The organism is Vibrio sp. TRT 1302 (genome assembly GCF_050113875.1).
GTDB lineage: Bacteria > Pseudomonadota > Gammaproteobacteria > Enterobacterales > Vibrionaceae > Vibrio.
On the sequence record NZ_JBNJOF010000005.1, the window covers coordinates 25225 to 51806 of the forward strand.

The 26582-nt window shown below is 45.6% G+C and carries 23 protein-coding genes; 2 read left to right on the plus strand and 21 right to left on the minus strand.

Going from position 1 to position 26582, the window contains the following annotated elements; all coding sequences use genetic code 11:
- The 21 genes from ACQEXP_RS08985 to rpsB all read right to left on the minus strand — a co-directional run bounded on the left by ACQEXP_RS08985 (position 1) and on the right by rpsB (position 22525).
- A complete protein-coding gene (locus ACQEXP_RS08985; RefSeq protein ID WP_426969514.1) occupies positions 1 to 843 on the minus strand; it encodes an endonuclease/exonuclease/phosphatase family protein in 843 nt (280 codons plus the stop codon).
- 57 nt (positions 844 to 900) lie between these two features.
- Positions 901 to 1239, minus strand: coding sequence for a nitrogen regulatory protein P-II (gene glnB, locus ACQEXP_RS08990; RefSeq protein ID WP_004415234.1), 339 nt, complete (start codon positions 1237 to 1239; stop codon positions 901 to 903).
- A 101-nt stretch (positions 1240 to 1340) separates the two neighbouring features.
- Positions 1341 to 1655 carry a c-type cytochrome gene (locus ACQEXP_RS08995; protein WP_426969516.1) on the minus strand — a complete coding sequence of 105 codons (315 nt, stop codon included), beginning with the start codon at positions 1653 to 1655 and terminating at the stop codon, positions 1341 to 1343.
- 50 nt (positions 1656 to 1705) lie between these two features.
- Positions 1706 to 3028 carry a tRNA lysidine(34) synthetase TilS gene (tilS, locus tag ACQEXP_RS09000; protein WP_426969690.1) on the minus strand — a complete coding sequence of 441 codons (1323 nt, stop codon included), beginning with the start codon at positions 3026 to 3028 and terminating at the stop codon, positions 1706 to 1708.
- Between the two features lie 92 nt (positions 3029 to 3120).
- Entirely contained in the window at positions 3121 to 4080 is a 960-nt protein-coding gene (gene accA, locus ACQEXP_RS09005) for an acetyl-CoA carboxylase carboxyl transferase subunit alpha (protein WP_138973444.1), read from the minus strand.
- Between the two features lie 38 nt (positions 4081 to 4118).
- Positions 4119 to 7598, minus strand: a complete 3480-nt coding sequence (dnaE, locus tag ACQEXP_RS09010) for a DNA polymerase III subunit alpha (protein WP_269376700.1) — start codon at positions 7596 to 7598, stop codon at positions 4119 to 4121.
- 91 nt (positions 7599 to 7689) lie between these two features.
- Positions 7690 to 8307: a ribonuclease HII gene (gene rnhB, locus ACQEXP_RS09015; RefSeq protein ID WP_426969517.1), complete on the minus strand. Its 618-nt coding sequence runs from the start codon at positions 8305 to 8307 to the stop codon at positions 7690 to 7692.
- A gap of 4 nt (positions 8308 to 8311) precedes the next feature.
- Positions 8312 to 9454, minus strand: coding sequence for a lipid-A-disaccharide synthase (lpxB, locus tag ACQEXP_RS09020; RefSeq protein WP_426969518.1), 1143 nt, complete (start codon positions 9452 to 9454; stop codon positions 8312 to 8314).
- Positions 9455 to 9547: 93 nt separating this feature from the next.
- Positions 9548 to 10336, minus strand: coding sequence for an acyl-ACP--UDP-N-acetylglucosamine O-acyltransferase (lpxA, locus tag ACQEXP_RS09025; protein WP_138973448.1), 789 nt, complete (start codon positions 10334 to 10336; stop codon positions 9548 to 9550).
- 1 nt (position 10337) lies between these two features.
- Complete coding sequence (gene fabZ, locus ACQEXP_RS09030; protein ID WP_138973449.1) at positions 10338 to 10790, minus strand: 3-hydroxyacyl-ACP dehydratase FabZ; 453 nt, start codon at positions 10788 to 10790, stop codon at positions 10338 to 10340.
- A 95-nt stretch (positions 10791 to 10885) separates the two neighbouring features.
- Positions 10886 to 11917, minus strand: coding sequence for a UDP-3-O-(3-hydroxymyristoyl)glucosamine N-acyltransferase (lpxD, locus tag ACQEXP_RS09035; protein WP_269376697.1), 1032 nt, complete (start codon positions 11915 to 11917; stop codon positions 10886 to 10888).
- A 6-nt stretch (positions 11918 to 11923) separates the two neighbouring features.
- Positions 11924 to 12433: an OmpH family outer membrane protein gene (locus ACQEXP_RS09040; RefSeq protein ID WP_269376696.1), complete on the minus strand. Its 510-nt coding sequence runs from the start codon at positions 12431 to 12433 to the stop codon at positions 11924 to 11926.
- Positions 12434 to 12449: 16 nt separating this feature from the next.
- Complete coding sequence (gene bamA, locus ACQEXP_RS09045) at positions 12450 to 14861, minus strand: outer membrane protein assembly factor BamA (RefSeq protein ID WP_269376695.1); 2412 nt, start codon at positions 14859 to 14861, stop codon at positions 12450 to 12452.
- Positions 14862 to 14899: 38 nt separating this feature from the next.
- The gene (gene rseP / locus ACQEXP_RS09050) at positions 14900 to 16258 is read right to left on the minus strand and encodes a sigma E protease regulator RseP (protein ID WP_269376694.1); all 1359 of its coding nucleotides are present in this window, start codon (positions 16256 to 16258) and stop codon (positions 14900 to 14902) included.
- Entirely contained in the window at positions 16255 to 17463 is a 1209-nt protein-coding gene (ispC, locus tag ACQEXP_RS09055; protein WP_426969521.1) for a 1-deoxy-D-xylulose-5-phosphate reductoisomerase, read from the minus strand. The genes rseP and ispC overlap by 4 nt, the downstream gene beginning before the upstream one ends.
- Before the next feature lie 41 nt (positions 17464 to 17504).
- Positions 17505 to 18347, minus strand: a complete 843-nt coding sequence (locus ACQEXP_RS09060) for a phosphatidate cytidylyltransferase (protein ID WP_426969523.1) — start codon at positions 18345 to 18347, stop codon at positions 17505 to 17507.
- 11 nt (positions 18348 to 18358) lie between these two features.
- Positions 18359 to 19114 (minus strand): isoprenyl transferase, encoded by a 756-nt coding sequence (locus tag ACQEXP_RS09065; RefSeq protein ID WP_269376691.1) that lies wholly within the window; start codon positions 19112 to 19114, stop codon positions 18359 to 18361.
- 96 nt (positions 19115 to 19210) lie between these two features.
- The gene (gene frr, locus ACQEXP_RS09070; protein ID WP_269376690.1) at positions 19211 to 19768 is read right to left on the minus strand and encodes a ribosome recycling factor; all 558 of its coding nucleotides are present in this window, start codon (positions 19766 to 19768) and stop codon (positions 19211 to 19213) included.
- Between the two features lie 97 nt (positions 19769 to 19865).
- A complete protein-coding gene (pyrH, locus tag ACQEXP_RS09075) occupies positions 19866 to 20597 on the minus strand; it encodes a UMP kinase (RefSeq protein ID WP_138973457.1) in 732 nt (243 codons plus the stop codon).
- 225 nt (positions 20598 to 20822) lie between these two features.
- Positions 20823 to 21665, minus strand: a complete 843-nt coding sequence (gene tsf, locus ACQEXP_RS09080) for a translation elongation factor Ts (RefSeq protein WP_269376689.1) — start codon at positions 21663 to 21665, stop codon at positions 20823 to 20825.
- 131 nt (positions 21666 to 21796) lie between these two features.
- On the minus strand, positions 21797 to 22525 hold the full coding sequence (rpsB, locus tag ACQEXP_RS09085; RefSeq protein ID WP_269376688.1) for a 30S ribosomal protein S2: 729 nt from the start codon (positions 22523 to 22525) through the stop codon (positions 21797 to 21799).
- A gap of 362 nt (positions 22526 to 22887) precedes the next feature.
- Here rpsB and map point away from each other — a divergent pair, with 362 nt between their 5' ends.
- Both map and glnD read left to right on the plus strand, forming a co-directional pair.
- Positions 22888 to 23766: a type I methionyl aminopeptidase gene (map, locus tag ACQEXP_RS09090; protein ID WP_269376687.1), complete on the plus strand. Its 879-nt coding sequence runs from the start codon at positions 22888 to 22890 to the stop codon at positions 23764 to 23766.
- A 103-nt stretch (positions 23767 to 23869) separates the two neighbouring features.
- The gene (gene glnD, locus ACQEXP_RS09095; protein WP_269376686.1) at positions 23870 to 26491 is read left to right on the plus strand and encodes a bifunctional uridylyltransferase/uridylyl-removing protein GlnD; all 2622 of its coding nucleotides are present in this window, start codon (positions 23870 to 23872) and stop codon (positions 26489 to 26491) included.
- The last annotated feature ends 91 nt before the right edge of the window (positions 26492 to 26582 follow it).

Consider the following 26582-nt stretch of genomic DNA (forward strand, 5'->3'; position numbering starts at 1 on the left):
TTATAAGTGAAAAGTCACTAAGATTGGATTGTGATCAGAGGCGTCAGAGACTGGCGCCTCTGCTTTTTCCAACGTCAGTCCACGATAGAAAACATGATCCAAAGGTAAGCCGGTCATAAACTGAGTTCGGTTATCACTGTCATACGTCACCTCTTTTAATCCCAATGCACTTAGCGCTTCGGACATCACTCTCAAACGCTCTTGACTCCAGCTATTAAAATCACCTGCCACAATCACTGGCCCCTGATGTTCACTGAGTTCCTCTGCCAATACGTTTAACTGACGATGATATTCTTCAGTGCCATAGGTAAAGTTGACCGCATGGATATTCACGACCGCAAGTTGTTGCCCATTTGACAGCGGATAGAGTGCGTAGAGTGCCGATTTAGGTAGACGAAGCCAAGGTTCAAGCTCTGTATATGCACAGGCTTTTAGTGGCGTATTCAAAGACAGATTCAGTACCCCAGCAGTGGTATCAAACGCTTTAAAAGCATCAACTTGGCTACCAAACCACCGGCCTTGCTTCAGCCACTCTCTCAGCTCGCTTGTCATGCTAGCTTCCTGCAGCAAGACCAGTTGTTTACCTTGAGCATAGTTGCTCAAGCTAGAGCTCCAGTTGGATCGATTTTGCTTATAGATATTCCACACTAACAAGCTAATTTGCTGGTTATGATCAAGCTGTTCGGCCGTTGGGTTTTCGTAGCATGTCAGGGATAGCTGTTCTGAATCATGGTTATATGACGTTATTTGAGCCTGAGAAGGCAAACTAAAAACGCTCTTATATCCAATCAGTGCTGTACCAACGAGAAGCAGAGGAATTACAAACCAACGAGCTTTATTCATTTCTCACTATCCAAACAATAAAAAAGAGCCATGCGGCTCTTTTTCCAAGGTGTATCTTTAAATTGCGTCTTCGTCTTCTTCGCCAGTTCGGATTCGAACGATACGCTCAACATCTGTGATAAAGATTTTACCGTCGCCAATTTTACCCGTTTGCGCAGTCTCAATAATGGTGTCGACACACTGATCAGCCACTTCGTCAGTGACAACAATTTCAAGCTTTACTTTAGGTAGAAAGTCGACCATATACTCAGCGCCACGGTATAGCTCAGTATGACCTTTCTGACGTCCGAAGCCTTTTACTTCTGATACCGTCATACCTGTAATGCCTACTTCCGCCAGTGCCTCACGGACATCATCTAATTTGAATGGCTTAATGATGGCTTCAATCTTTTTCATGTTCATCCCTTAAACTATTGTTACTTGCGCCATTATCCCACGATAACTAGGTAATAAAAAGCCCGAGCGAATCATGCTCGGGCTGATTTCTCACAACTCGGTTACTTCAAGCTTGAGTAGTATGCTGCAAGATTAGCTACATCAGCATCACTTAAGGCTGCAGCCTGCGCTTGCATCACAGCCGCTAAACCGCCGTTACGCTCTTTATTTTTGTACGCATTGATTGCAGATACAAGGTACTGTTCATTCTGACCTTTTAGATTAGGATAACCAGGGATCATTGCAACACCATCAGCACCATGACACGCAGCACATACCGCGGCTTTTGCTTGCCCTGCTGCTGCATCACCAGCTGCCAACGCCTGACCACTTAGCAGCCCCATTCCTAATACCAATCCAATTGCGAGTTTCTTCATTGATCTTCCTTATAATTCCATGTTAGTTGTACGTTATTATGTATACAATTTTACATAAACAACAATGGCTTGTCCCAGACGAGTTCACAATCCTGACCTGCAAAATGACGATCAATAAATAAATCACCAACCGCAACAACTTGCTGATCACAAATTACTATAGGTGTTCTACGTCGTAGCCAGCTAGGTACATCATATTCTTGGAACAATTTTTTGAGTTTTCTGCTGTGCCCACGCTCAACGGGATGCGCACTTAACCCCTGAGGATCAAAAATTACCTGTAGCTGTCCCTTGCTTAGTGCTTGTTTTGATAATTGCCCATGCGACGAGCTACGAAGAATTAAGCGGCCTAAATCTTCAGGTAATACACACGCTTGATCGAATAGAAGGTCTTGCTGCCATTCCATCAAAGGTTGCCACTCTCTGACGAAATAGAGTCGATTGGCGTGACGTCTGATTTGTCCGTCAATCAAGGCGAGCTGAGGATTCGCATCTTGCTGAGCACAAGCAACCTGTGGCCATACAAGCTTCAACTGTTCACGCGAAGGCATACGAACGTTTTGCCGAGCTAACCACATACGCAATGCTCGAGTTCGAACCAGCTCACTATAGGTGGCCAACGTATTGATATCGAGACTAGCATCACTGTGAAGCGCATTGCTCAACTTGTCACTCATCAATTCATCAAGCAATGCCTCTTGCTCCGCACACAGTTCTGCGCTTCGCTGGACAGCTTGATTAAAGTAAGGCCACCGCTCCGTCAGCGGTGGAGAGACAGTATGTCGGATAAAATTACGGTCAAAGCGCTGGTCGAGATTACTTTCATCTTCCACCCAAGTTAGCTGTTTCTGCTTAGCGTAAAGTTCTATCTGTTGACGACTTATCGTCAATAGTGGTCTGACAATCTTAGCGTGTGCAAATGGCATCGCCTCTGCCATCGCAGACAACCCTTTAGGACCACTTCCCCGTTTGAGAGCGAGTAGGAATGTTTCTACTTGGTCATCGGCATGCTGTCCTGTCAGCAATAGATCATCGTTCTCGAGATGGTCAGCTAACGCCTGATATCTCGCTTCTCTAGCACTCTCTTCTAAACTGCGCCCTTTGCGATCCAGTTGTACTTTTTCAATCGCTAAAGGCACATTGAGTTGCTGACACCATTGCTGACACTGTCGCGCCCACTGATCGGCATTGGCACTTAATCCGTGATGAACATGTACCGCCAGACACTCAATCTGCTGACTCCGACAGTACTCAGCCATCAAGTCGAGCATGACCCGAGAATCCAATCCGCCACTTAACCCAAGTACAAGACGACCTTGAGCTTGAGCGTGACGTTCAATAACAGCGGCAAAGTGGGACTTAAGACTCATAATAGAAAGCATGTGACGATTCAAAACACTAGTTTATCACCGGAAACAAAAAAGGCTGAACCCTAGTTCAGCCTTTAAGCATAATCCGCTATAGATTAACAGTAACCGTAGCTCATTAGGCGTTGGTAACGACGCTCAAGAAGCGTGTCATTATCGAACTGTTCTAACTCTTCAAGCTGACGAACTAGCGTATCTTTCATGTTCTTCGCCATCTGAAGGTGATCGCGGTGTGCGCCGCCTAGTGGCTCTTCGATGATTTCGTCAATCAATTCAAGCTCTTTTAGACGAGGAGCGATAAGACCCATTGCTTCTGCAGCTTGTGGCGCTTTGTCAGAATCACGCCATAGGATTGAAGCACAACCTTCTGGAGAAATAACTGAGTAAGTAGAGTACTGAAGCATGTTTACGTAGTCGCCTACACCGATAGCAAGTGCACCACCAGAACCACCTTCACCTACAACGTTACAGATAACAGGTACTTTCAAACCCGCCATCACTTTTAGGTTGGTCGCGATAGCTTCAGATTGACCACGCTCTTCTGCACCAACACCTGGGTACGCGCCCGCGGTATCGATGAAAGTAATAATCGGCATATTAAAACGTTCTGCCGTTTGCATTAGACGTAACGCTTTACGGTAACCTTCTGGTTTTGGCATACCAAAGTTACGTTTCACTTTCTCTTTTGTTTCACGACCTTTCTGATGACCAATAACCATGACTGGACGGCCATTTAGACGAGCCATACCACCCACAATCGCCTTATCATCAGCGTAGTGACGGTCACCCGCCAACTCATCAAACTCAGTGAAAACATGCTCGATGTAATCAAGTGTGTAAGGACGTAATGGGTGACGAGCAAGTTGGGCAGTTTCCCAAGCACCAAGGTCGCTAAATGTTTTCTTCTTTAGTTCTAAGCTTTTTTTCTCTAGCTGTTCGATCTCTTTATCAAGATCAACACCAGAATCACCACCGTGACGAGAGACATCACGTAGTGCTTCAATTTTTGCTTCTAGCTCTGCGATTGGTTTTTCAAATTCTAAAAAATTCAGGCTCATCTATAGATCCTTTCTTATTCGGTAACCTTCTACCGAACTTAGTTAAATTCGAGTTCTACCTGGCCTTTCCCAAGTAGTTGTTTTAAATCATCTAATAATGCGTCGCTTGGCGTAACTCGCCATTCTGTACCCAACGTTAAACGCGCTCGCGCATCTGAGCGTTGGTAGTATACATGGACAGGAACGCTCCCCGCCCTATGAGGCTCTAGTATTTGACTAAACCGCTCAAAAAATCGGTCGTTAATTTGAGATTCATCAATTGAAACCGATAGGCCCCGTGCATATTTTTCACGAGCGGTTCCGAGATCCATGACCTCGCGCGCGGACATTTTAAGACCACCATTGAAATCATCAAAGCTGACCTGTCCTGAAACGACCAAGATTTTATCTTTTTCTAACAATTCTGCGTAGCGATCGAGCGCATCAGAAAACAGCATAACCTCCATTCGGCCACTGCGGTCATCCAGCGTCATAAGACCGATACGGGTACCACGTTTAGTTGTCATTACACGAGCAGCAATAACCAGACCAGCTAGAGTCACGCTCTGATCGCGCCTAGTAGGTGTTGCATCTTTTAATCGACAACTGGTGTACTTGCCAAGTTCCTTACTATACGCATTTATAGGGTGCCCTGTTAAATAAAGGCCAAGTGTGTCACGTTCTCCCTCTAGCCAGACTTTCTCAGGCCATGGCTCAACTTTGGTGTACTTGTGCTCAACTTCTTCCGGAGCTTCTGTCAGAACGCCAAAAAGATCACTTTGCCCAAATGCTTCAGCTTGGTGGTGTTGACTGGCTGCTTTTACCGCATCCGCAAGTGATGCCATCATCGCTGCTCGGTGTGGACCTAGGCGATCAAGCGCACCTGCATAGATAAGTTTTTCAATAACACGCTTATTCACTTTCTTAAGGTCAATACGCGCACAGAAATCAAACAGATCCTTGAAGTAGCCACCTTTGTTCCGCGCTTCAAGAATGGCTTCAATTGGGCCTTCACCCACGCCTTTAATTGCGCCGATACCGTAAACGATCGCACCCGTTTCATCGACATTAAAGCGGTATAGGCCCGCATTGATATCGGGTGGAAGCACCTTTAGCTTCATACGGAAACACTCATCAACCAGGCCGACGACCTTCTCGGTGTTATCCATATCAGCAGTCATTACCGCGGCCATAAATTCGGCTGGGTAATGCGTCTTTAACCAAAGCGTTTGGTAAGAGACAAGCGCATAGGCTGCTGAGTGAGATTTGTTAAAGCCGTAGCCCGCGAACTTCTCCACAAGGTCGAAGATCTTCATCGCCAGCTCGCCATCAACTCCGTTCTTCTCTGCGCCCTCTTTGAAGGTGCCGCGCTGCTTGGCCATCTCTTCAGGTTTTTTCTTACCCATTGCACGACGCAGCATGTCTGCGCCACCAAGAGTATAACCCGCAAGGATCTGAGCAATTTGCATTACCTGTTCTTGATACAGGATGATGCCGTAGGTTGGGTCAAGCGTCTCTTTTAAAGACTCGTGCTGCCAAGTTTCATCTGGGTATGAGATAGCCTCTCGACCATGTTTACGGTCAATAAAGTTATCTACCATGCCCGATTGCAACGGACCAGGACGGAACAGAGCTACCAGTGCGATGATATCTTCAAAACAGTCTGGCTGAAGTCGCTTGATCAACTCTTTCATACCACGCGATTCCAACTGGAATACCGCTGTCGTCTCTGAATTTTGCAGTAAGTTAAATGACGCCTGATCGTCAAGAGGGATCGATTCAATGGCGACGGCTGGCTTACCTTCGCGCTCAAGGCGAGGGTTGATCAAGCCTAGAGCCCAGTCGATGATGGTCAGTGTCCGCAGACCCAAGAAGTCAAACTTAACCAGACCTGCCGTTTCTACATCATTCTTATCAAACTGCGTAACTGGAAAGTTACCTTCTGCATCCGCATATATCGGAGCAAAGTCAGTAATAGTCGTCGGAGAGATAACCACGCCACCCGCGTGCTTACCAGCATTTCGTGTACACCCTTCTAGAATGCGACACATGTCGATAAGTTCTTTTACCTCTTCGTCGTTTTCATACAATTCAGGTAATGCTGGCTCTGCTTTAAATGCCTTTTCAAGGGTCATGCCCGGATCAGGTGGTACCAGCTTGGATATACGATCAACGAAACCAAAACCATGCCCAAGTACACGCCCTACATCGCGGATTACCGCTTTTGCCGCCATCGTACCAAAGGTAATAATCTGAGACACGGCGTCACGACCGTACATTTCTGCGACGTGATCAATCACCTGATCGCGCTTGTCCATACAGAAGTCGACGTCGAAGTCGGGCATGGAGACACGTTCTGGGTTAAGAAATCGTTCGAAAAGTAGGTCATACTCAAGCGGGTCAAGATCGGTGATCTTCAACGCGTAAGCAACAAGAGAGCCCGCACCAGAACCACGGCCAGGCCCTACTGGAATACTGTTATCTTTTGACCACTGGATAAACTCCATTACGATCAAGAAGTAACCAGGGAAGCCCATGTTATTGATAACTTCCAGTTCGACATCAAGGCGCTCATCATACTCAGGGCGTCGTTCTGCACGAACTTGAGGATCAGGGAAAAGGAACTCTAGTCGCTCTTCTAAGCCCTCTTTAGACTTCATGACCAAAAACTCGGTCTCTTTCATCCCTTCAGTTGGGAAGGCAGGAAGGAAGTACTCACCAAGACGTACCGTGACGTTACAACGCTTAGCAATTTCAACACTGTTTTCAAGCGCTTCTGGAATGTCTGAGAAGAGCTCACACATTTCTTGTTCGCTACGCAAATATTGCTGAGGGCTGTAGTTTTTTGGTCGACGAGGGTCTTCTAGAGTGTAACCATCGTGAATGGCAACACGAATTTCATGGGCATCAAACAGGGACTCATCGAGAATAACCACATCATTGGTCGCTACGACAGGCAGCTCCGCTTGTTCCGCTAACTCCAACGCGAAGTGAAGATAAGTCTCTTCATCAGCGCGTCCGGTTCGCGTCAGCTCAAGATAAAAGCGATCTGGGAAATGGGTTTGATAAAATTCAACACACTCAGACACGACTTTGTGGTTGCCCTTCAATAACGCCTTGCCAATTTCGCCATTTTTACCACCTGACAGTAAGATAACACCTTCAGACAGCTCAATTAACCACTCTCTATCAATGACAGGCTGGTGCTGAACATGACCGCGCAAATACGCTTTTGAGATAAGCAACGTTAGGTTCTTGTAACCGACATTATCAGCCGCTAGAACCGTCAACTTTGTTAACTCATCACCAAACTCAGCCGACTGCATCAAGAAATCGGCACCGATGATCGGCTTAACCCCACAACCATGCGCGGTACCGTAAAACTTCACCAAACCACAGAGGTTGGTAAAATCCGTTAGCGCCACCGCTGGCATGCCCAATTCAGCCACTTTCTTCACCAATGGCGGTACTTTTGACAAGCCGTCAACCATGGAAAAGTCACTATGAACTCGAAGGTGGATAAACTTAGGGTCTGACATGAATATCGTCCAGAAAGATAACTAATTTGGGAAGAGAATTGGGGTATTTTAAGTGAAAAACGCGTACTTATATACCCCTTAACAGGGCTTTCTACTCGATGCCAAGCGCCCGTTTTACGGGTTTAAAACTCTTGCGGTGCTGATCGATTACGCCATGCTGCTCAATTGCATCAAAATGCTCCTTAGTCGGATATCCTTTATGTTTTGCAAACCCAAACTCTGGATGCTGCTTGTCCAGCTCCTCCATCTCTTGGTCACGAACCACTTTTGCAATGATTGAAGCAGCACTGATCTCCGCAACTCGTAGGTCACCTTTTACAACCGCCTGTGAGTCCATAGGGAGCTGTGGGCAGCGGTTTCCATCAATAAGCGCGAGATCGGGTTGAATTGACAGCCCTGCAATAGCGCGCTGCATGGCAACCATGGTTGCTTGCAAAATGTTTAACTGGTCAATTTCTTCTGGACTGCAACGGCCGACAGCCCATGCCAACGCCTTCTCTTTAATTTCAGGTAATAAGGCGAGGCGTTTTTTCTCTGACAGCTTTTTAGAGTCATTCAAGCCTTCAATTGGATTGTTAGGATCAAGAATAACAGCGGCCGTCACCACATCACCAACAAGAGGACCACGCCCTACTTCGTCAACCCCCGCGATTAACTGATAACCCATTGGGTATTCAAATGGTGGGAGTTCATTTGTTTGTTTTGTCATTGTCTTACTCTCTGCCGATCAGTTTAAGCACCGCTTGAGCGGCTTGGTTATCGGCATCTTTACGGATCCAGTGATGCATTTCAGTGAACTTTTCAATCATCTTTTCACCACCATTTTCAATTAGACGAGCGACTTCGCGAGAAAGATTCTCCGGTGTGCACTCTTCAAGCAGGTACTCTTTGACTAACTCTTGGTCAGCAAGAATATTGGGGAGTGAAACGTATTTGGTCTTCACTAGACGACGAGCAATGAACGCGGTAATCGCATTGACTCGGTAACCAACTACCATAGGTCGCTTAAGCAGCATACACTCAAGTGCGACCGTTCCTGATGCCAGCATCACGGTATCCGCTGCGGTTATGACGTTTTTCGCCGTGTCATTAACCAATTTAAAATCGAGTTCTGGCGCGATGTGTTGCCAAGCTTGTTCAAATTGCTCACGGCGTTTTTCATTAACCAAGGCAACGACGAAACCTAACTCTGGATATTGCTTATTCAGTAACTGACAGGCTTTGATAAATGGCTCAGCCAGCATCTTAAGCTCACTACCACGGCTACCTGGCAATACCGCTAACCATTGCTTATCTTGCTCTAAACCTAATAGTTCTCGTGCTGGTGCCTTAGCCGATTCCATAGGAATCGCATCCGCTAATGTGTGGCCGATAAACTCACATGGAACATTAAACTTGTCATAGAACGCTTTTTCAAATGGTAAGAAAGCCAACACTAAGTTGGTTGCAGCTTCAATCTTGAAGATACGCTTTTGGCGCCACGCCCAAACAGAAGGGCTGACATAATGGACGGTTTTAATTCCCGCTTGCTTTAAATCTAATTCAAGTCGCAAATTGAAGTCAGGTGCATCAATGCCAACAAATACATCTGGAGGGTTATCGGTGAAGAACTTAACTAACTCTGCTTTGACTTTTAGCAAACGCGGCAGTCGACCTAATACTTCAACCAATCCCATCACCGCGAGCTCTTCCATCTCAAACAGTGATTGGCACCCTTGAGCGATCATCTTCGGTCCGCCGATCCCAACGAATTCAGCATCTGGGTATTTCGCTTTTATCGCCTTGATAAAGCCTTCACCCAACGTGTCCCCTGACAATTCGCCTGCGACAATTCCAATTCGTAATGGTTTTTCCATTGCTGACTGACCTATCTGATTTATTGCTTTTAAAACGCAAAAAAGACCGCAGCCGAAAGACTACGATCTTTTACCATTCATTTGACTGCTGGGTTAGCGAATAACGCCACGCTCAGACGTTTCCACAAACTCAATGAAGTGCTTGATTGAAGGCCAGTCTTTAGCCATCTCTTCCAAAACGACTTTGGCTTCAGCTTGAGTTTTGCCTGCACGGTAAAACTCTTTGTAGGCGTTACGTAGTGCACGCAGTTCTGCTTTTTCAAATCCATTGCGCTGTAAACCAACAAGGTTCAGACCAAATGGAGTCGCATGATTACCCTGCGCTAATACGTATGGCGGTACGTCTTTCACCACTGCTGAACAACCACCGATGTAGCTGTAAGCACCCACTTTACAGAATGGGTGAATCGCAGACAGTGCCATAACACCAGCGTAGTCTTCAACCGTTACGTGTCCACCAAGGATAGCGTTGTTACCCACGTGTGTGTGGTTACCAACGATAACGTCATGGGCGATGTGGGCATTAACACACAGTAGGTTGTCATTGCCAATCACAGTTGTAGCTTTGTCTTGAGTCGTACCACGGTGAATCTGTACCGCTTCACGAATAACGTTACGATCACCAATCACAACCGTTGTCGCTTCGCCACCATACTTCTTGTCTTGGTTCTCTTCACCAATAACAGCGTGTGGGAAAATACGGTTGTCTTTACCGATGGTAGTGTGACCTTTAATGACAACGTGAGACATGATTTCAGTGCCTTCACCAATCTCAATATTGCCTGAGATATAGGTAAACGGACCAACCGTCACGTTGGCAGCAATCTTTACATCTCCTTCAATCACTGCTGAAGGATGAATTTGAGCCGTTTCATGAATCATATTAAAACTCTCGACGAGCACATTTTAGCTCTGCAGAACAAACAACGTCACCATCCACTTTTGCGATGCCTTTGAATGCAGCAATGCCGCGACGCTCTTTGATAAATTCAACTTCGATCACCAGTTGGTCACCTGGAACAACCGGTTTACGGAATTTCGCACCATCAACACTAGCAAAATAGTAAAGTTCGTTTTCTGAAGGAGCACCAAATGATTTGAATGCGAGTAGACCTGTCGCCTGTGCCATCGCTTCAAGGATCAGTACGCCAGGAAATACAGGTAGTTGAGGGAAATGACCTGTAAACTGAGGTTCATTCACTGAAACGTTTTTAATCGCAGTTAGGTATTTCTCTTCTTGAAAGTCAATAACACGATCAATCAGCAAAAATGGGTAGCGATGAGGGAGTAATTCCTGAATTTCAGTGATGTTCATCGTTTTGTTTTCAGTAGTCAAAGTCATATTCCTATGTTGAATGCTAATTTGTATCTGAGAGGCATTATAGATGAAAAAGACCCGCAATACGCGAGCCTTTTTAATTTCATCTAGAACTAGGCGTCTTCTTTATTTTCTAGCTGTTTTTCTACAGCTTTCAAGCGCTTGTTCATATCGTCAATTCGATGAACACGTGCCGCAGTTTTTCGCCACTCTTTGTTCGTTTGTAGCGGAATACCTGAAGAGTACATACCTTTCTCTTCAATACCACGCATTACCATCCCCATACCTGTGATAGTAACGCCATCGGCAATTTCAATATGACCATTGATCACAGTGCCGCCGCCGATGATACAGTATTTTCCGATCTTAGTACTGCCCGCAACAATGGTACCACCAGCCATAGCAGTACCATATCCGATGTGTACGTTATGAGCGATCTGCAACTGGTTATCGATAATAACATTATCTTCAATCACAGTGTCATCCAGTGCGCCACGATCGATCGTCGTACATGAACCGATTTCAACACGGTTTCCAATACGCACAGTGCCAAGTTGAGGGATCTTAATCCACTCACCTTTTTCATTCGCATATCCAAAACCATCAGCACCGATCACTGTATTGGCTTGCACTAAGCAATCTGAACCTAGCTCAACACTGTGGTAAATGCTCACGTTTGACCAAAGTTTGGTATTCGCACCAATTTTGGCGTTTTTGCCAATAAAGCATCCAGCACCAATCACAACGTTATCGCCCAGTTCCACACCGGATTCAATCACAGCATTCGCACCAACAGACACATTGGTACCCAACTTAGCGTCACTCGCAATCACAGCAGACGGAGCAATTGATTCCGCAGGCATCGGAGTGGTATCAAGCGCTTGAGCGACTCTTGCAAACGCGACATACGGATCGGCGACGACCAGTACATTACCCACGCACAGTTCACGTTGCGCTTCTTTTACCATCACAACTGTTGCTTGGCAGTCTGATAAGTGTTTTGCATACTTAGGATTAGACAGGAAGGTAACGTGACCTGCCTGTGCTTTATCCATCGGCGCTACCATGGTCACTGTCGCATTCGCGTCACCATGTAGCTCGCCCCCGGTAATCGTCGCCAATTCGGCTAAAGAAAGTGTCGCCATAATCAATTATTTTAGTTGTTTAATTACTTTTTCTGTCACGTTGAATTCAGGTTTGCCGTATTGCATAGTTTGAATATCAACAATAATGTCGTAGCCTTCTTTTTCAGCCACTTTTTTCACTGCATCCTGAATAGTTCTAAACAGTTTTTGCTTCTCTTCTGCTTCACGACGTGCGCTAGCTTGTTCCAAAGCTTGGCCCTTGATCTTGTACTTGCTATCAAGCTGACCAATTTCAATGCGTAGTTTCTCTACTTCTTCCTGACCAAGTAGTTCACCATCACGCTGCAGCTTCTCAATCTTCGTTTTTGCTTGCGCTTTGATCGCCTTTAGCTCGTCAGCTTTGTCCTTGAACTCTTCTTGCATTTTTTGCAATACAACTTCACGTTGAGGAAGCGCTTGAAATACTTGAGCTGTATTCACATAGCCGATCTTTTGCGCCGCTTCAGCAGCATTTGCAAAAAAAGAAGACGTCATCACAACAAGGCTTAGACCAGCCGCTTTAATCGTTTTATTCACTTTTATTTCCTCTAGATTAGAAGGTTCTGCCGATGGTGAAAGTGAAGAACTCTTCATCATCACCTTCGTAACTTTCAATAGGTTTCGCAATGGAGAAGACTAATGGTCCCATTGGAGACATCCACTGCAACGCCGCACCATAAGATGCACGATAGTTTGTCGGGTCAGAGAAGTCACCATAGTATGGATCATTCGCATACTTAGGATCGTAGACAAACTCAGTGTCCCACACACTCGCGGCATCAATAAACACACTGGTACGGATTTGACTTCTCACTTCTTCAGAAGCGAAAGGCGTTGGTACGATAAGCTCTAGGCTTGCAAGAGCAACCGCGTTACCACCGACTGAATCGTCGGTTGCTGACACACAACTGCTGCTATTACAGGTATCTGGGTTGCCGCTGGTTGTGTAAACCGCTTTAGGACCTGCACTGTTTGAGCCAAAACCACGTAGGGTTGTAAAACCACCCGCATAGTAGTTTTCATAGAACGGGAATAGGTTGTCGTTGCCGTCGGTTTTGCCGTAGCCATTACCATAGCCCAAGCGACCACGCATTAGTAATGTAAACTCATGCTTCTTAGTGATCGGCACGTACTGTCTTACATCATACTGGAGTTTGAAGTACTGTGCGTCTGAACTCGGTACCGTTGCCTTAGCAAATGCACGTTGGTAGTTACCAGCGGTCGGGAAGTAACCACGGTTAAGGTTATTTCGCGTCCACGCAATGTTCATATCAAAGTCATTGGTAATGATATCACCGTCAGCTTGACCGATACTTTGAGCAAAACGTTGGGCTTGGTCATACGTCGGAACATTACCAATCTTGTTGTGCGTGTAGCCAACACCAATTTCAAAACGGTTCAGTTCATCGAATGGGAAGCCCCAAGTTAAGCTGGCACCATAACTTTCGTTGGTATAGTCAACGATACCCGCTTCCGACGCTTCAAACTCGTTGTAGAAGATCTTTCCGCCCAAACTTACACCATCAAGGTTCCAGTATGGATCACGGTAATCTAAGCTGATGTTTTTCTGGTAGTCGTTCATCATTGCATTGATACCAACGCGGTTACCACTACCTGCAAAGTTATCTTGCTGAAGACCAACCTGGAAGCTCACACCAGACTCGGTGCCATAACCGATACCAAAGTTAACGCTGCCTGAGTTTGCTTCTTTTACGCTGTAGACCAAATCCACTTGGTCTTCACTACCGGGTACGCGAACTGTCTGCACATCAACGGTTTCAAAGAAACCTAAACGGCTAAGACGGTTTTTACCAGTTTCAATCGATTTGGAGTTAAGCCAGCTGCCTTCCATTTGACGCATTTCACGACGTAAAACTTCATCTTTTGTCGCATTGTTACCCACAAAACGGATATCGCGAACATAGATACGGTTACCCGCTTCCACGTTCACCACTAGCGAAACAGATTGGTTTTCATCATCGAATTCAGGAACGGTGCGAACTTGAGGATATGCATAACCCGCTTCGCCTAGCAGACGTTTAACGCCTTCTTCCAATCCAGTTACCGCCGAACCGTTGTAGGTTTCACCCGGTTCAAAAGTGACTAGATTTTCAAATTCTTGCTCTTTACCTAGCAGCTCACCACGGAATTTCACATCTTTTACCGTGTAAGGCAGACCTTCATTAAGGCCAAGGGTGATGTAAACCCCTTTCTTGTCTGGTGAAATCGCAACCTGAGTAGAGTCGATCTGGAACTTCAGATAACCACGGTCTAGGTAATAAGATTTCAGCGCCTCAATATCACCGGCAAGCACTTGTTTTTGGTACTTGTCATCAGATAGGAAGTTCCACCAAGCGACATCTACGTTAAGTTCAAAGCGGCTTAGGAGCTCTTCATCGGTGTATTGTGTATTACCAATAAAGTTAATCTGCTTGATCTTAGCTGAAACGCCTTCAGTAAAGACAAACTTTAAGTCTGAACGGTTACGTGGCAGTGGCGTCACCACAGCTTTAACGTTCGCATTGTACTTACCTACGCTGTAATAGAAGTCTTCAAGACCTTTTTCAATCGTAGATAGCGTTGTGCGGTCAAGCGCTTCACCAACGCGGATACCTGATGCATCTAGGTTCTGCTGTAGTTGCTCTTCTTTGATAGCTTTGTTGCCAGAGAAAGAGATGCTTGCAATTGTTGGTCGCTCTTTAACTTGAACCACCAATACATCATTGTCTCTCAAAACTTTGATGTCTTCGAAGTTACCAGTGGCATAAAGAGCACGAATCATTTCAGAGACATCTTGGTTATCAACCGTGTCTCCAATACGAACTGGCATTTTGAGTAGTGCCGCACCGAGTGCAACACGCTGAAGGCCTTCAATTTTGATATCTTGAACTACAAAGTTCTCGGCACCATTTGCACTCACGCTTGTTGCTAACAAGGTGGCAAACAGAATATTTTTCATCGCCATATTTGTTTTAGTTATTCCTTACTTCAACCTTTACTCAGCTAAAGACGAGCAAAATCATTGAAAATTGCCACTGCCATAAGAGAGAAGATAATAGCTCCGCCGATGCGGAAACCCATTTCCTGTACCTTTTCTGGTACTGGGCGTCTGATTACAGCCTCAATAGCAAAAAACAATAAATGTCCGCCATCTAGCATAGGCAGCGGTACAAGGTTAATAATCCCTAAGTTCACACTGATTAATGCGAGGAACCCCAAGAAATAAACTAAGCCGTAATCGGCCGTCGTTCCGGCTCCTTTCGCGATAGAAATAGGTCCACTTAAGTTATTCAATCCCACATCACCTACTATCAGTTTCTTCAACATACTGATAGTCAGATTGATTACTTGACCTGTTTTCTCAACCGCTTTACCGACTGATTCAATTACACCAAATTGTAAGTCGAAGCGATAATTTTCTGGCCATTCTGCGACTTCAGGTGCGATTCCCGCAAAACCTATTACTTTATCACCTGATAGCTCACGACTATCCGGAATGATGGTCAGTAACAGAGTTTGACCATGGCGTTCAACGACGAGTTCAACCGGAGAGTTAGGGTGCTGCTGAATACTTGTCACCACCTGCTGCCAATCAGTAACTTCAACACCATCCACTTTGACTAAGCGGTCGCCGATTTCTAGCCCAGCACGTGCACCAGCCCCCTCAGGTGAGACACTGGTGAGTCGAGCCGTGATTTCTGGCGTATAAGGTACAAACCCTAACGCTGACATAGCAGACTCTTTCTCTGGGTCAAAGTTCCAATTACGCAGGTCAAACTGCTTAATTTCTTCGATACCAACACCTTCAGCCGGTGCAACGGTTATGGTGAGTTGATCATCGCCAATATGAGAAATCAAACCCATATTAACCGATTCCCAATCCGCAGTTTTGACGCCAGAAACGGCTTTTAGTTCCATCCCTGGTTCTAAACCTGCTTCGGCAGCAATAGAATAAGGAGTAACTTGACCAACTACAGGCTTCACAGCGGGAACACCGATCAGAAAAACCAACCAGTATGCAAAGATAGCAAAGAGGAAGTTAAATGCAGGTCCAGCGGCGACAATAGCAGTGCGCTTCCACAGTGGCTTTCTGTCGAACGCATATTGCTCGTCCCCTTGAGCCAAATCATCGACTCGACCATCGAGCATTTTCACGTAGCCACCTAGTGGAATAATCGACAGGCTGTATTCTGTACCGTCTTTACCCACCTTGCTCCAGATAGACTTACCGAAGCCGATAGAAAACTTTTCGACTCTTACACCACAACGGCGTGCTACCCAAAAGTGACCAAACTCATGGACTGCGACTAAGATGCCTAAAGCAACTATGAAGGAAACAAAGTTCCATAAAATACCGGTCATAGCTTACGCTCTCTTACCCAATTGGCCGCTAATTCTCTTGCCATTCTATCGACCTCGAGAATGCTTTCCAAGTCACGACAGTGCGACTGGTTAGTATCAGCACAGACTTTGTTCAGTACTTTCTGATTAACCACTGCGATATCAGTAAATGACAACTGTCGACCAAGGAATGCGCTGACCGCAACTTCATTGGCCGCATTGACAGCGGTCGTGGCATGTTGACCTTCATAGCAGGCATCAATCGCCAGCTTCAAACATGGGTATCGAGCGTAGTCAGGTTCTAGAAATGTAAGCTGACCAACTTTCATAAAATCAAGAGGTGCAACACCGGCTGAAACACGTTCAGGGTAAGACAGAGTTAACGCAATTGGTGTCGCCATATCAGGTTCGCCCATTTGCGCTAACACAGAACCATCGCGATATTGCACCATCGAGTGAATAACCGATTGAGGATGAATCAGTACTTTCAGCTGTTCGCGTGAAGTATTAAACAGCCACTTAGCCTCGATATATTCCAATCCCTTATTCATCATGGTCGCTGAATCTACCGAAATTTTCGGCCCCATAGACCAGTTAGGATGCGCGATAGCCTCTTCAGGTGTCACACGACTTAGCGTATCAATATCGCTGTAACGGAAAGGGCCACCTGAACCAGTAAGCAGGATATTTGAGATACCATGCTGATTTAAATCACAGCGACCTAAATTGGTTTGAATCTCGCTTGGTAAACATTGGAATATTGCATTGTGCTCACTGTCAACAGGCATTAGCTCTGCGCCATGCTGTTTGACGGCATCAATAAACAGTTGCCCAGACATGACTAAGGCTTCTTTATTGGCAAGCAGAACGCGTTTGCCCGCCTTCACTGCCGCCATCGTTGGCAGTAGACCTGCAGCACCAACGATCGCAGCCATAACGGTATCAACTTCATCAAAGGAAGAGACATGACACATTGCATCAACGCCTGAAAGTACTTCAGTGGCAATGTTCAGTTCTGCCAATTGCTGTTTTAGCGTCATGGCTGCACCGTCGTTTGCCATGACGGCATACTTAGGCTGCCATCTCTGGCACAGTTCGCGCATTTTCGCTACGTTGTTCCCCGCAGCAAGCGCGACAACAGAAAACTGTTGTGGGTTCTGTTCGATGACTTTAAACGTGCTTGCACCGATCGAACCAGTAGCACCTAAAATTGTTAGCTTACGCATAGCAATAAACCGATTGATGACTTAGGCAAGCCGAAGCTCGCCTAAAAAATGAAGTAAAGAAATGCAAAAACAGGGAATGCCGCTGTCAAGCTATCGATGCGATCCAGCACACCGCCATGGCCAGGGATAATATTACTACTATCCTTTATACCTGATACGCGCTTAAACATGCTTTCGACTAGGTCACCTAATACAGAAATCACTACCGTCACTAAAGTAATTACAATCATGACCAGTGGACTGGTAAATTCTATATCGAACCAATCAGCAGCTAACCAGCCAATAACCACAGCTGTGATAATACCGCCGATCAGACCTTCAATGGTTTTATTCGGACTCACATGGGGAGCCATCTTGCGTTTGCCCAAGCTCTTGCCGGCAAAATAGGCCCCACTATCGGCAGCCCATACGATCAAACATACATACAAAACAAGCTTGGCACCGTGGTACGCATCACTATCAATGCCTTCAGCACGCAGCAGTAACACACTCCAGAAGAAAGGTAACAGTGTGAGAATACCAAATGCGTGACGGAGTAATGTTGAGTTTTGCCACAGCGCAGAAGATTTGGGATAGGTAATCGCTAATAAGCTTGAGACAATCCACCAAACACAGCCCACTGCTAATACCATATAGTGCGGCTCTACTACTTGGTTGAGACTGATGGCATCCAACGGAATAAAGGCCATACTTAGCGCACTAACTAGTACTGCTGGAATAAGTGCCATCCAACGAGATTTCGGTTCTACAAACTGAGTCCACTCCCAATAGCCAATCAACATTACAGCAGCAATGGCTAGTGTAAACAGTGGCAGCGAGAGTTCAAAAATCCCCAAAATCACTAAAGGAGCAAGGATAAGCGCAGTTATAATTCTTTGTTTCAAACTTAGGTCCTTTATTCGCTTTCCATCAATGCCTTGATCTGTTCGCCAGTGCAACCAAAACGTCGCTCACGATTAACAAACCAAGTCACTGCTTCGATCAAGCTGTTTTCATCAAACTCGGGCCAGTATATCGGTGTAAAGTACATTTCTGCGTAGGCCATCTGCCAAAGCATGAAATTACTGATCCTACATTCACCGCTGGTCCGAATCATTAAATCAACTTCAGGTAAATCTGCCATGGTTAAGTGTTGAGTAATCAGCTCTTCGCTAATCTCATCACACGTTAGCTCACCGGCGGCAACCTTAGCTGAAATTGCTTTTGTTGCCTGCATGATATCCCACTTACCACCATAATTCGCTGCAATGTTAATGACCATGCCTGTATTTGAGGCAGTCATTGCTTCAGCTTGAGCGATTTTCTTTTGCAAGCGGTCATTGAAACGAGAGGTTTCACCAATCACTCGCAGGCGTAAGTTGTTCTTATGCAGCTTTTTCACTTCCGTTGAAAGTACTGTAATGAACAGTTCCATCAAGACGCCAACTTCTTCTTCTGGCCTTCTCCAGTTTTCACTGCTAAACGCAAAAAGAGTAATAGCCTTGATTCCGAGCTTTGCTGAAGTCGAAATGGCTTTTCTTACCGCTGCAACACCATTTTTATGGCCAAATACACGAGGTTTACCTTGTGCCTTTGCCCAACGGCCATTGCCATCCATAATGATTGCGATATGTTTTGGAAGTAAATCAGGGGAGAGTTGTGAATTATGCATAAGACGTTGATAGATAATCAGCAGGGGACAAAGAGTAGCATAAAAAAACGCTGTGCTGCGAGCACAGCGCCAATTATGCGTTAAGTTTATGGAGAATTAGACTTCCATCAACTCTTTTTCTTTTGCCGCTAGCACTTCGTCAACAAGTTTAACTGCTGCATCAGTCAGTTTTTGAATCTCTTCCTGACCTTTACGATCTTCATCTTCAGAGATTTCTTTGTCTTTAAGTAGTGCTTTTAACTCACCGTTTGCATCACGACGGATGTTACGGATTGCAACACGGCCACCTTCAGCTTCACCACGAACGATCTTAACAAGGTCTTTACGACGCTCTTCTGTTAGCGGTGGAAGTGGAACGCGAATAATAGTACCCGCAGACATTGGGTTTAGACCCAAATCAGACATCATGATTGCTTTCTCAACTTTTTGAGTCAGCTCTTTATCAAATACCGTGATTGCTAGCGTACGAGCATCTTCTGCAACAACGTTCGCCACTTGGTTAAGAGGTGTTGATGCACCGTAGTACTCGACAGAGATACCAGCCAATAGGCTTGGGTGCGCACGACCTGTGCGAACCTTAGAAAGGTTGTTCTTTAGCGCTTCAACGCTTTTTTCCATGCGCTCTTGAGCGTCTTGTTTGATTTCGTTAATCACAATATCACCTTAATGTGTAAATCTTTCTCGAAGAAAGCCTAATCGGGAGTCTTCAAAAGGCAATACCGCAGCATTAAATCTGCTGCGGCGATTGGAATTACTCTGCGTCGCTGATTAGCGTGCCTTCTGCTTCACCCATAACCACGCGACGTAGTGCGCCTGGCTTATTCATGTTGAATACGCGAATTGGCATTTTGTGGTCACGAGCTAACGTAAACGCTGCCAAATCCATCACTTTCAGTTCTTTATCAAGAACAGCATTGAATGAAAGCTTATCATACAGTTCTGCGTCTGGGTTTGCTACAGGGTCAGCACTAAATACGCCATCCACTTTTGTCGCTTTTAGAACTACGTCCGCTTCAATTTCAATACCGCGCAAACAAGCAGCAGAATCTGTCGTGAAGAATGGGTTACCAGTACCTGCTGAGAAGATAACCACGCGGCCTTGGCGAAGTTCGCGGATAGCATCAGCCCAGTTGTAGTCGTCACACACACCTTTCAAAGGAATTGCTGACATTACACGAGCATTTACGTAAGCACGGTGTAGTGCATCGCGCATTGCTAGACCATTCATTACTGTAGCTAGCATACCCATGTGGTCACCCACAACTCGGTTCATACCCGCTTCAGCTAGACCTGCGCCACGGAAAAGGTTACCACCACCGATTACCACACCCACTTGAACACCAAGTTCAACCAGCTCTTTTACTTCTTGTGCCATACGATCAAGGATCGCAGGATCGATGCCGAAACCTTCATTGCCTTGAAGAGCTTCACCACTCAGTTTTAACAGAATACGTTGATACGCTGGTTTAGGGTTCGTTGTCATGGAGTTTACCTTCCAAAAAGAGAGTTATTGATTAACAGTCATGGATAGAGGAAAGAACCTAGTGATTCGATCCAAGTCGCTAGAGAAGGCCTTTGCACTCTAGGGACTTGGCACTGACATCTAGGCATTATTTCCCCTATTCATCACGGCTAACCGTTTACTACCGTTATCGTAAAAAGACCGCAGCCAAGGCCACGGTCTAATATTTGCACAATTCGCTAAGGATTAACCTTTTTGAGCTAGTGCTACTTCTTCAGCGAAGCTTAGGCCTTCTGCTTTCTCGATACCTTCACCAACTTCTAGGCGAACGAACGTAGAAACTGAAGCACCTTTTTCTTTCAGCATTTCGCCAACAGTTTTCTTAGGCTCCATGATGAAAGCTTGACCAGTTAGAGAAACTTCGCCAGTGAATTTCTTCATGCGGCCTTCAACCATTTTCTCTGCGATTTCTTTTGGCTTGCCTTCGTTCATAGCGATTTCTACTTGAACTTCACGCTCTTTCGCTACTACTTCAGCTGGTACGTCTTCTGGGTTCACGTATTCTGGACGTGAAGCAGCAACGTGCATTGCAACGTGCTTAAGAGTTTCCGCGTCGCCTTCACCAGCAACAACAACACCGATTTTCTCGCCGTGACGGTAAGAAGCTAGTGCAGCACCTTCAACGTATTGTACGCGACGGATGTTGATGTTTTCACCGATTTTAGCAACTAGAGCTACACGCTCTTCTTCGAACTTAGCTACTAGTTCTTCAACAGATGATTTAGCTGCTAGAGCTTCTAGAGCTACTTTTTCAGCGAATGCTGTGAAGTTACCATCTTTAGCAACGAAGTCAGTTTGGCAGTTAACTTCAAGAAGAACAGCAACACCGTTTTCTTCTTTGATGATGATTGCGCCTTCAGCAGCTACGTTACCTGCTTTCTTAGCAGCTTTAGCAGCACCTGATTTACGCATGTTTTCGATTGCTAGTTCGATGTCAGCGTTTGCTTCAACAAGCGCTTTCTTACATTCCATCATACCTGCGCCAGTACGTTCGCGCAGTTCTTTAACTAGAGCAGCAGTAACAGCCATTCTCTATTCCTCAGTTGATTCTGGATTTGGTAAAAAACAGGGGCCTACATTTTCGGCCCCTGCTGATAACTATAACTCAGTTTATGCTACAACTTGGTTGCACATAGACTAAGTGTGACTCGGAGCCGCTATTATTCAGCTTCTACGAAACCGTCTTTCTCAGCAACAGCAGCTACGTCTTTGTTACGACCTTCAGTTACTGAAGCAGCAGCAGCGTTTAGGTAAAGCTGAACTGCACGGATCGCATCGTCGTTACCTGGGATGATGTAGTCAACGCCGTCTGGGTTAGAGTTAGTATCTACTACAGCGTAAACTGGGATACCTAGGTTGTTAGCTTCTTTAATCGCAATGTGTTCGTGATCAGCATCGATTACGAATAGAGCGTCTGGTAGGCCGCCCATGTCTTTGATACCACCAAGAGATTTCTCTAGCTTCTCCATTTCACGAGTACGCATTAGAGCTTCTTTCTTAGTTAGTTTGTCAAAAGTACCGTCTTGAGCTTGAGCTTCAAGTTCTTTTAGACGCTTGATTGATTGACGAACAGTTTTGTAGTTTGTAAGCATACCGCCTAACCAGCGGTTGTTTACGTAGTACTGGTTGCTTGCGATTGCAGCTTCTTTAACAGCTTCAGATGCAGCGCGTTTAGTACCTACGAATAGAACTTTACCTTTCTTCTCGCCAACTTTAGCTAGTTCAGCTAGAGCTTCGTTGAACATTGGTACAGTTTTTTCTAGGTTGATGATGTGAACGCGGTTACGAGCACCAAAGATGAATGGCTTCATTTTTGGGTTCCAGTAACGAGTTTGGTGACCGAAGTGAACACCAGCTTTCAGCATATCGCGCATTGATACAGTTGCCATTTTAAAATCCTCTATGGGGTTAGGCCTCCACATCCCCCATAACTCCGACTAGGCTTCTGCCCAGCACCCCGGAATATGTGACGGAATGTGTGTGATTTAAAGATATAAGTTAGTCGGAAGTAATCAGTTTCGCCACCTGATAAACGTTCAGCTAGAGAGAACAGACCACATTTCCGGCGCGCTTTATACCATATTTTTGCCCATCATGGCTAGTAAAAAAACGATTGTTGGCGATGTGAGTGCACTATTTTCATTCCCACACGTACTATCGAAAGATGAAGAATAATTCTCATTATGTTGCGTTCCTGATAGAATGCGCCGATTCGCACTCACTTGTGCACAAGAACAAATAGAGAAAGCCGATGTCAATCAAGATTAAAACAGCTGAAGAAATCGAACGTATGCGACTAGCGGGCGCGTTGGCCGCTGAAATCCTAGAAATGATCGAACCGCACATCAAAGAAGGTGTGACAACAGATGAACTAAACCAAATCTGTCACGATTACGGGATTGAAAAAGGCGCATATTCTGCACCTCTTGATTACCATGGGTTCCCTAAATCAATCTGTACGTCAATCAACCACATTGTATGTCACGGTATTCCAGCTTCAGCAGACGAAGTAGGCAGCAATGGGCAAATGAAACCTGCTGTGCTCAAAAATGGCGACATCATTAACGTTGATATTACCGTGATCATCCCTAACGATGCTGACGCTGATTTGTCTGTCCGCCCAGAGGGTTACCATGGCGATACATCGAAGATGTTCTTTGTCGGTGAAGTATCTCCTGCTGACAAACGTCTATGTATGGTCACTCAAGAAGCACTATACATTGGTATGCGTCAAGTAAAACCGGGCGCAACCGTGGGTGACATTGGCACGGCAATCGAGAAATACATCAAAACTAACAACAAGAACAATCCACGCAATAAGTTCTCTATTGTTAAAGATTTCTGTGGTCACGGTATTGGCAACGAGTTCCACGAAGAGCCTCAAATCGTTCACTACAAAAATAACGACCGCCGAGTACTAAAAGAAGGCATGTGTTTTACCATCGAACCAATGATTAACGAAGGTAAGTTTGGCGTGACTGTTGATGCCGAAGATGATTGGACGGTTTACACTGGTGATGGTAAGAAATCAGCCCAGTATGAACACACCATCTTGGTGACGAAAAACGGCTGTGAAGTGTTAACTCTGCGTAGCGATGACACCATCCCTCGCCTAATGAACAACGCATAATCACCGCAAGTTTCTCAAATATCCCCGCTCAGTCGGGGATATTTTTTTATCCTTATAAGTCTGATAGATTGGTCCTCAGGACTGTTTTGCATGGATTCGCTTTATGCCGTTTCAATCACCACTCACTTTTGACGATCAACAGCTCACAATTGCTGAGTTAAAAAACCAACTAGAAAAATTTGCTGATTACCAGAAACAAGAGTTTCTTACCCATCACCCAGTGACCGACTTGGTATTAGGCCGAGCTGAATATATCGACCTACTTCTCAACCGTTTGTGGCAACATTTTGGCTTTACCGCCTTACCTAACATTAGCCTTGTCGCTGTTGGCGGTTATGGTCGGGGTGAACTGCACCCACTGTCAGACATCGATATACTGGTTGTATCGCGTAAGACACTGCCAGATGCACTTGCCAGCAAAGTGAGTGAGTTCATTACCCTACTTTGGGATTTACGTTTGGAAGTCGGCCACGCGGTACGTAGTGTCGAAGAGTGTGCAGCCATAGGACGTGAAGACCTCACGGTGGCGACGAACTTACAAGAGGCTCGTTTGCTGTGTGGCTGCGAAGATACCTTTCATCAGTTAAAAATGGTGATTCATTCAGAATCATTTTGGCCGAGTGAGATTTTCTACAAGGCAAAGGTTCAAGAGCAGCGCGACCGACATGCTCGTTACCACGATACGACTTACAACCTAGAACCGGATATTAAGTCTACGCCAGGTGGTTTACGTGACATTCACACTCTGAGCTGGGTCGCACGCCGTCACTTTGGTGCTACGTCTCTACTCGAAATGAGTCGCTATGGATTTCTGACCGATGCCGAGTACCGAGAACTGGTCGAGTGTCAGGATTTTCTATGGCGCGTTCGCTTCGCCTTGCACATCGAGCTAAAACGCTATGATAACCGACTCACCTTTGCTCATCAGCCTCAGGTGGCTGAAAGCCTTGGATATACTGGGGAAGGAAATCGAGGCGTTGAGATGATGATGAAAGAGTTCTATCGTACGCTTCGCCGCGTAGCAGAACTCAATAAAATGCTGCTAAAACTCTTCGATCAGGCGATCCTCGACAACGGTATCGAAGATAAGCCAGAAGTTCTCAGCGAAGATTTTCAGCGTCGCGGTCATCTTATTGAAGCGCGTAAACCTGCGTTATTTCAGGCTCGTCCTGAAACCATCTTAGATATGTTTCTGCACATAGCGAATGACTCAACCATTGAAGGTGTCTCGCCACCGACCATGCGCCAACTAAGAACCGCTCGTCGACGCCTGAACAAATTTTTACACACCATTCCAGAAGCTCGTGAAAAGTTCTTGGAGCTTTGTCGTCATCCAAATGCACTACACAAAGCCTTCAGTCTGATGCACAAGCTTGGTGTACTAGCGGCCTATCTGCCTCAATGGAGCCAAATCGTAGGTCAGATGCAGTTTGATTTATTTCACGTCTATACCGTGGATGAACACAGTGTACGACTGCTAAAACATATCAATACCTTCGGCTACGCTAAAAACCACGATAAACACCCTATCTGCTGCGAAGTCTATCCGAGAATTCAGAAAAAAGAGCTGTTGATCATCGCAGCCATTTTCCATGACATAGGCAAAGGTCGTGGAGGAGATCACTCAGTTATTGGTGAAGGTGAAGCGTACGATTTTTGTATCGAACACGGCTTATCTAAGCCAGAAGCAAAGCTAGTTTCTTGGTTAGTTAGAAACCATCTACTGATGTCTGTGACCGCTCAGCGCCGTGATATCTATGATCCGGACGTGATTACTGAGTTTGCGAAACAAGTTCGCGACGAAGAGTATTTAGAGTATCTGGTTTGTCTCACGGTCGCGGATATTTGTGCCACCAACCCAGAATTATGGAACAGTTGGAAGCGTACCTTACTTGCGGAGCTTTTTTACTCAACGCAACGAGCACTGCGCCGCGGCTTAGAAAACCCTGTCGATGTCAGGGAACGTATTCGTCACAACCAACAATTAGCCTCGGCTTTGCTGCGCAAAGAAGGGTTTAGTGCCCGAGAAATTGAAGTATTGTGGCAGCGCTTTAAGGCCGATTATTTTTTACGCCATACACACAAACAGATCGCTTGGCACTGTATGCACTTACTTCGCCATGAAGACCATACCAAGCCACTGATCCTGATGTCTAAAAAAGCCACTCGCGGTGGTACCGAAGTGTTTGTCTATAGTAAAGATCAGCATGCGCTTTTCGCCACGGTAGTAGCAGAACTTGACCGACGTAACTTCAACGTTCATGACGCGCAAGTCATGACCAGCAAGGACGGTTACGTGCTCGATACCTTTATGGTTCTAGATCAGCATGGTGAAGTGATTGATGAAAGCCGCCATAAAGCAGTGATTAAACATCTCGCACACGTACTTGAAGATGGTAGACCAACCAAAATTAAGACACGCCGGATCCCGCGTAACCTGCAACATTTTCAGGTGAAGACGACGGTCGATTTCCTACCGACAAAGAGCAAAAAGCGTACCTTACTCGAGTTTGTTGCTCTGGATACTCCTGGATTGCTGGCAACGGTCGGAGCAACCTTTGCCGATTTAGGAATTGACTTGCACGCTGCTAAGATCACAACCATTGGCGAACGTGCCGAAGATTTGTTCATCATCACTAGCCAAAATGGTGGCAAACTGACAGAGGAAGAGCAGCAAGAATTGCGTGAAAACTTGATTAAAAACATCGCTGAACTGGCACCGTAAGCGATCTCGACCACAAGTTATTAACTTGGTTAAAAAAGCGCTGTCTACCACGAATATTGGCTGCTACATTAATAGTGAATTGTTTAATCCC

Coding starts and splice junctions, on each gene's coding strand:
- ACQEXP_RS08985 (WP_426969514.1), bottom strand. CDS start 843: ATGAATAAAGCTCGTTGGTTTGTAATTCCTCTGCTTCTCGTTGGTACA.
- glnB (WP_004415234.1), bottom strand. CDS start 1,239: ATGAAAAAGATTGAAGCCATCATTAAGCCATTCAAATTAGATGATGTC.
- ACQEXP_RS08995 (WP_426969516.1), bottom strand. CDS start 1,655: ATGAAGAAACTCGCAATTGGATTGGTATTAGGAATGGGGCTGCTAAGT.
- accA (WP_138973444.1), bottom strand. CDS start 4,080: ATGAGCCTGAATTTTTTAGAATTTGAAAAACCAATCGCAGAGCTAGAA.
- dnaE (WP_269376700.1), bottom strand. CDS start 7,598: ATGTCAGACCCTAAGTTTATCCACCTTCGAGTTCATAGTGACTTTTCC.
- rnhB (WP_426969517.1), bottom strand. CDS start 8,307: ATGACAAAACAAACAAATGAACTCCCACCATTTGAATACCCAATGGGT.
- lpxB (WP_426969518.1), bottom strand. CDS start 9,454: ATGGAAAAACCATTACGAATTGGAATTGTCGCAGGCGAATTGTCAGGG.
- lpxA (WP_138973448.1), bottom strand. CDS start 10,336: ATGATTCATGAAACGGCTCAAATTCATCCTTCAGCAGTGATTGAAGGA.
- lpxD (WP_269376697.1), bottom strand. CDS start 11,917: ATGGCGACACTTTCTTTAGCCGAATTGGCGACGATTACCGGGGGCGAG.
- bamA (WP_269376695.1), bottom strand. CDS start 14,861: ATGGCGATGAAAAATATTCTGTTTGCCACCTTGTTAGCAACAAGCGTG.
- rseP (WP_269376694.1), bottom strand. CDS start 16,258: ATGACCGGTATTTTATGGAACTTTGTTTCCTTCATAGTTGCTTTAGGC.
- ispC (WP_426969521.1), bottom strand. CDS start 17,463: ATGCGTAAGCTAACAATTTTAGGTGCTACTGGTTCGATCGGTGCAAGC.
- ACQEXP_RS09065 (WP_269376691.1), bottom strand. CDS start 19,114: ATGCATAATTCACAACTCTCCCCTGATTTACTTCCAAAACATATCGCA.
- pyrH (WP_138973457.1), bottom strand. CDS start 20,597: ATGACAACGAACCCTAAACCAGCGTATCAACGTATTCTGTTAAAACTG.
- tsf (WP_269376689.1), bottom strand. CDS start 21,665: ATGGCTGTTACTGCTGCTCTAGTTAAAGAACTGCGCGAACGTACTGGC.
- rpsB (WP_269376688.1), bottom strand. CDS start 22,525: ATGGCAACTGTATCAATGCGCGATATGCTGAAAGCTGGTGTTCACTTC.
- map (WP_269376687.1), top strand. CDS start 22,888: ATGTCAATCAAGATTAAAACAGCTGAAGAAATCGAACGTATGCGACTA.
- glnD (WP_269376686.1), top strand. CDS start 23,870: ATGCCGTTTCAATCACCACTCACTTTTGACGATCAACAGCTCACAATT.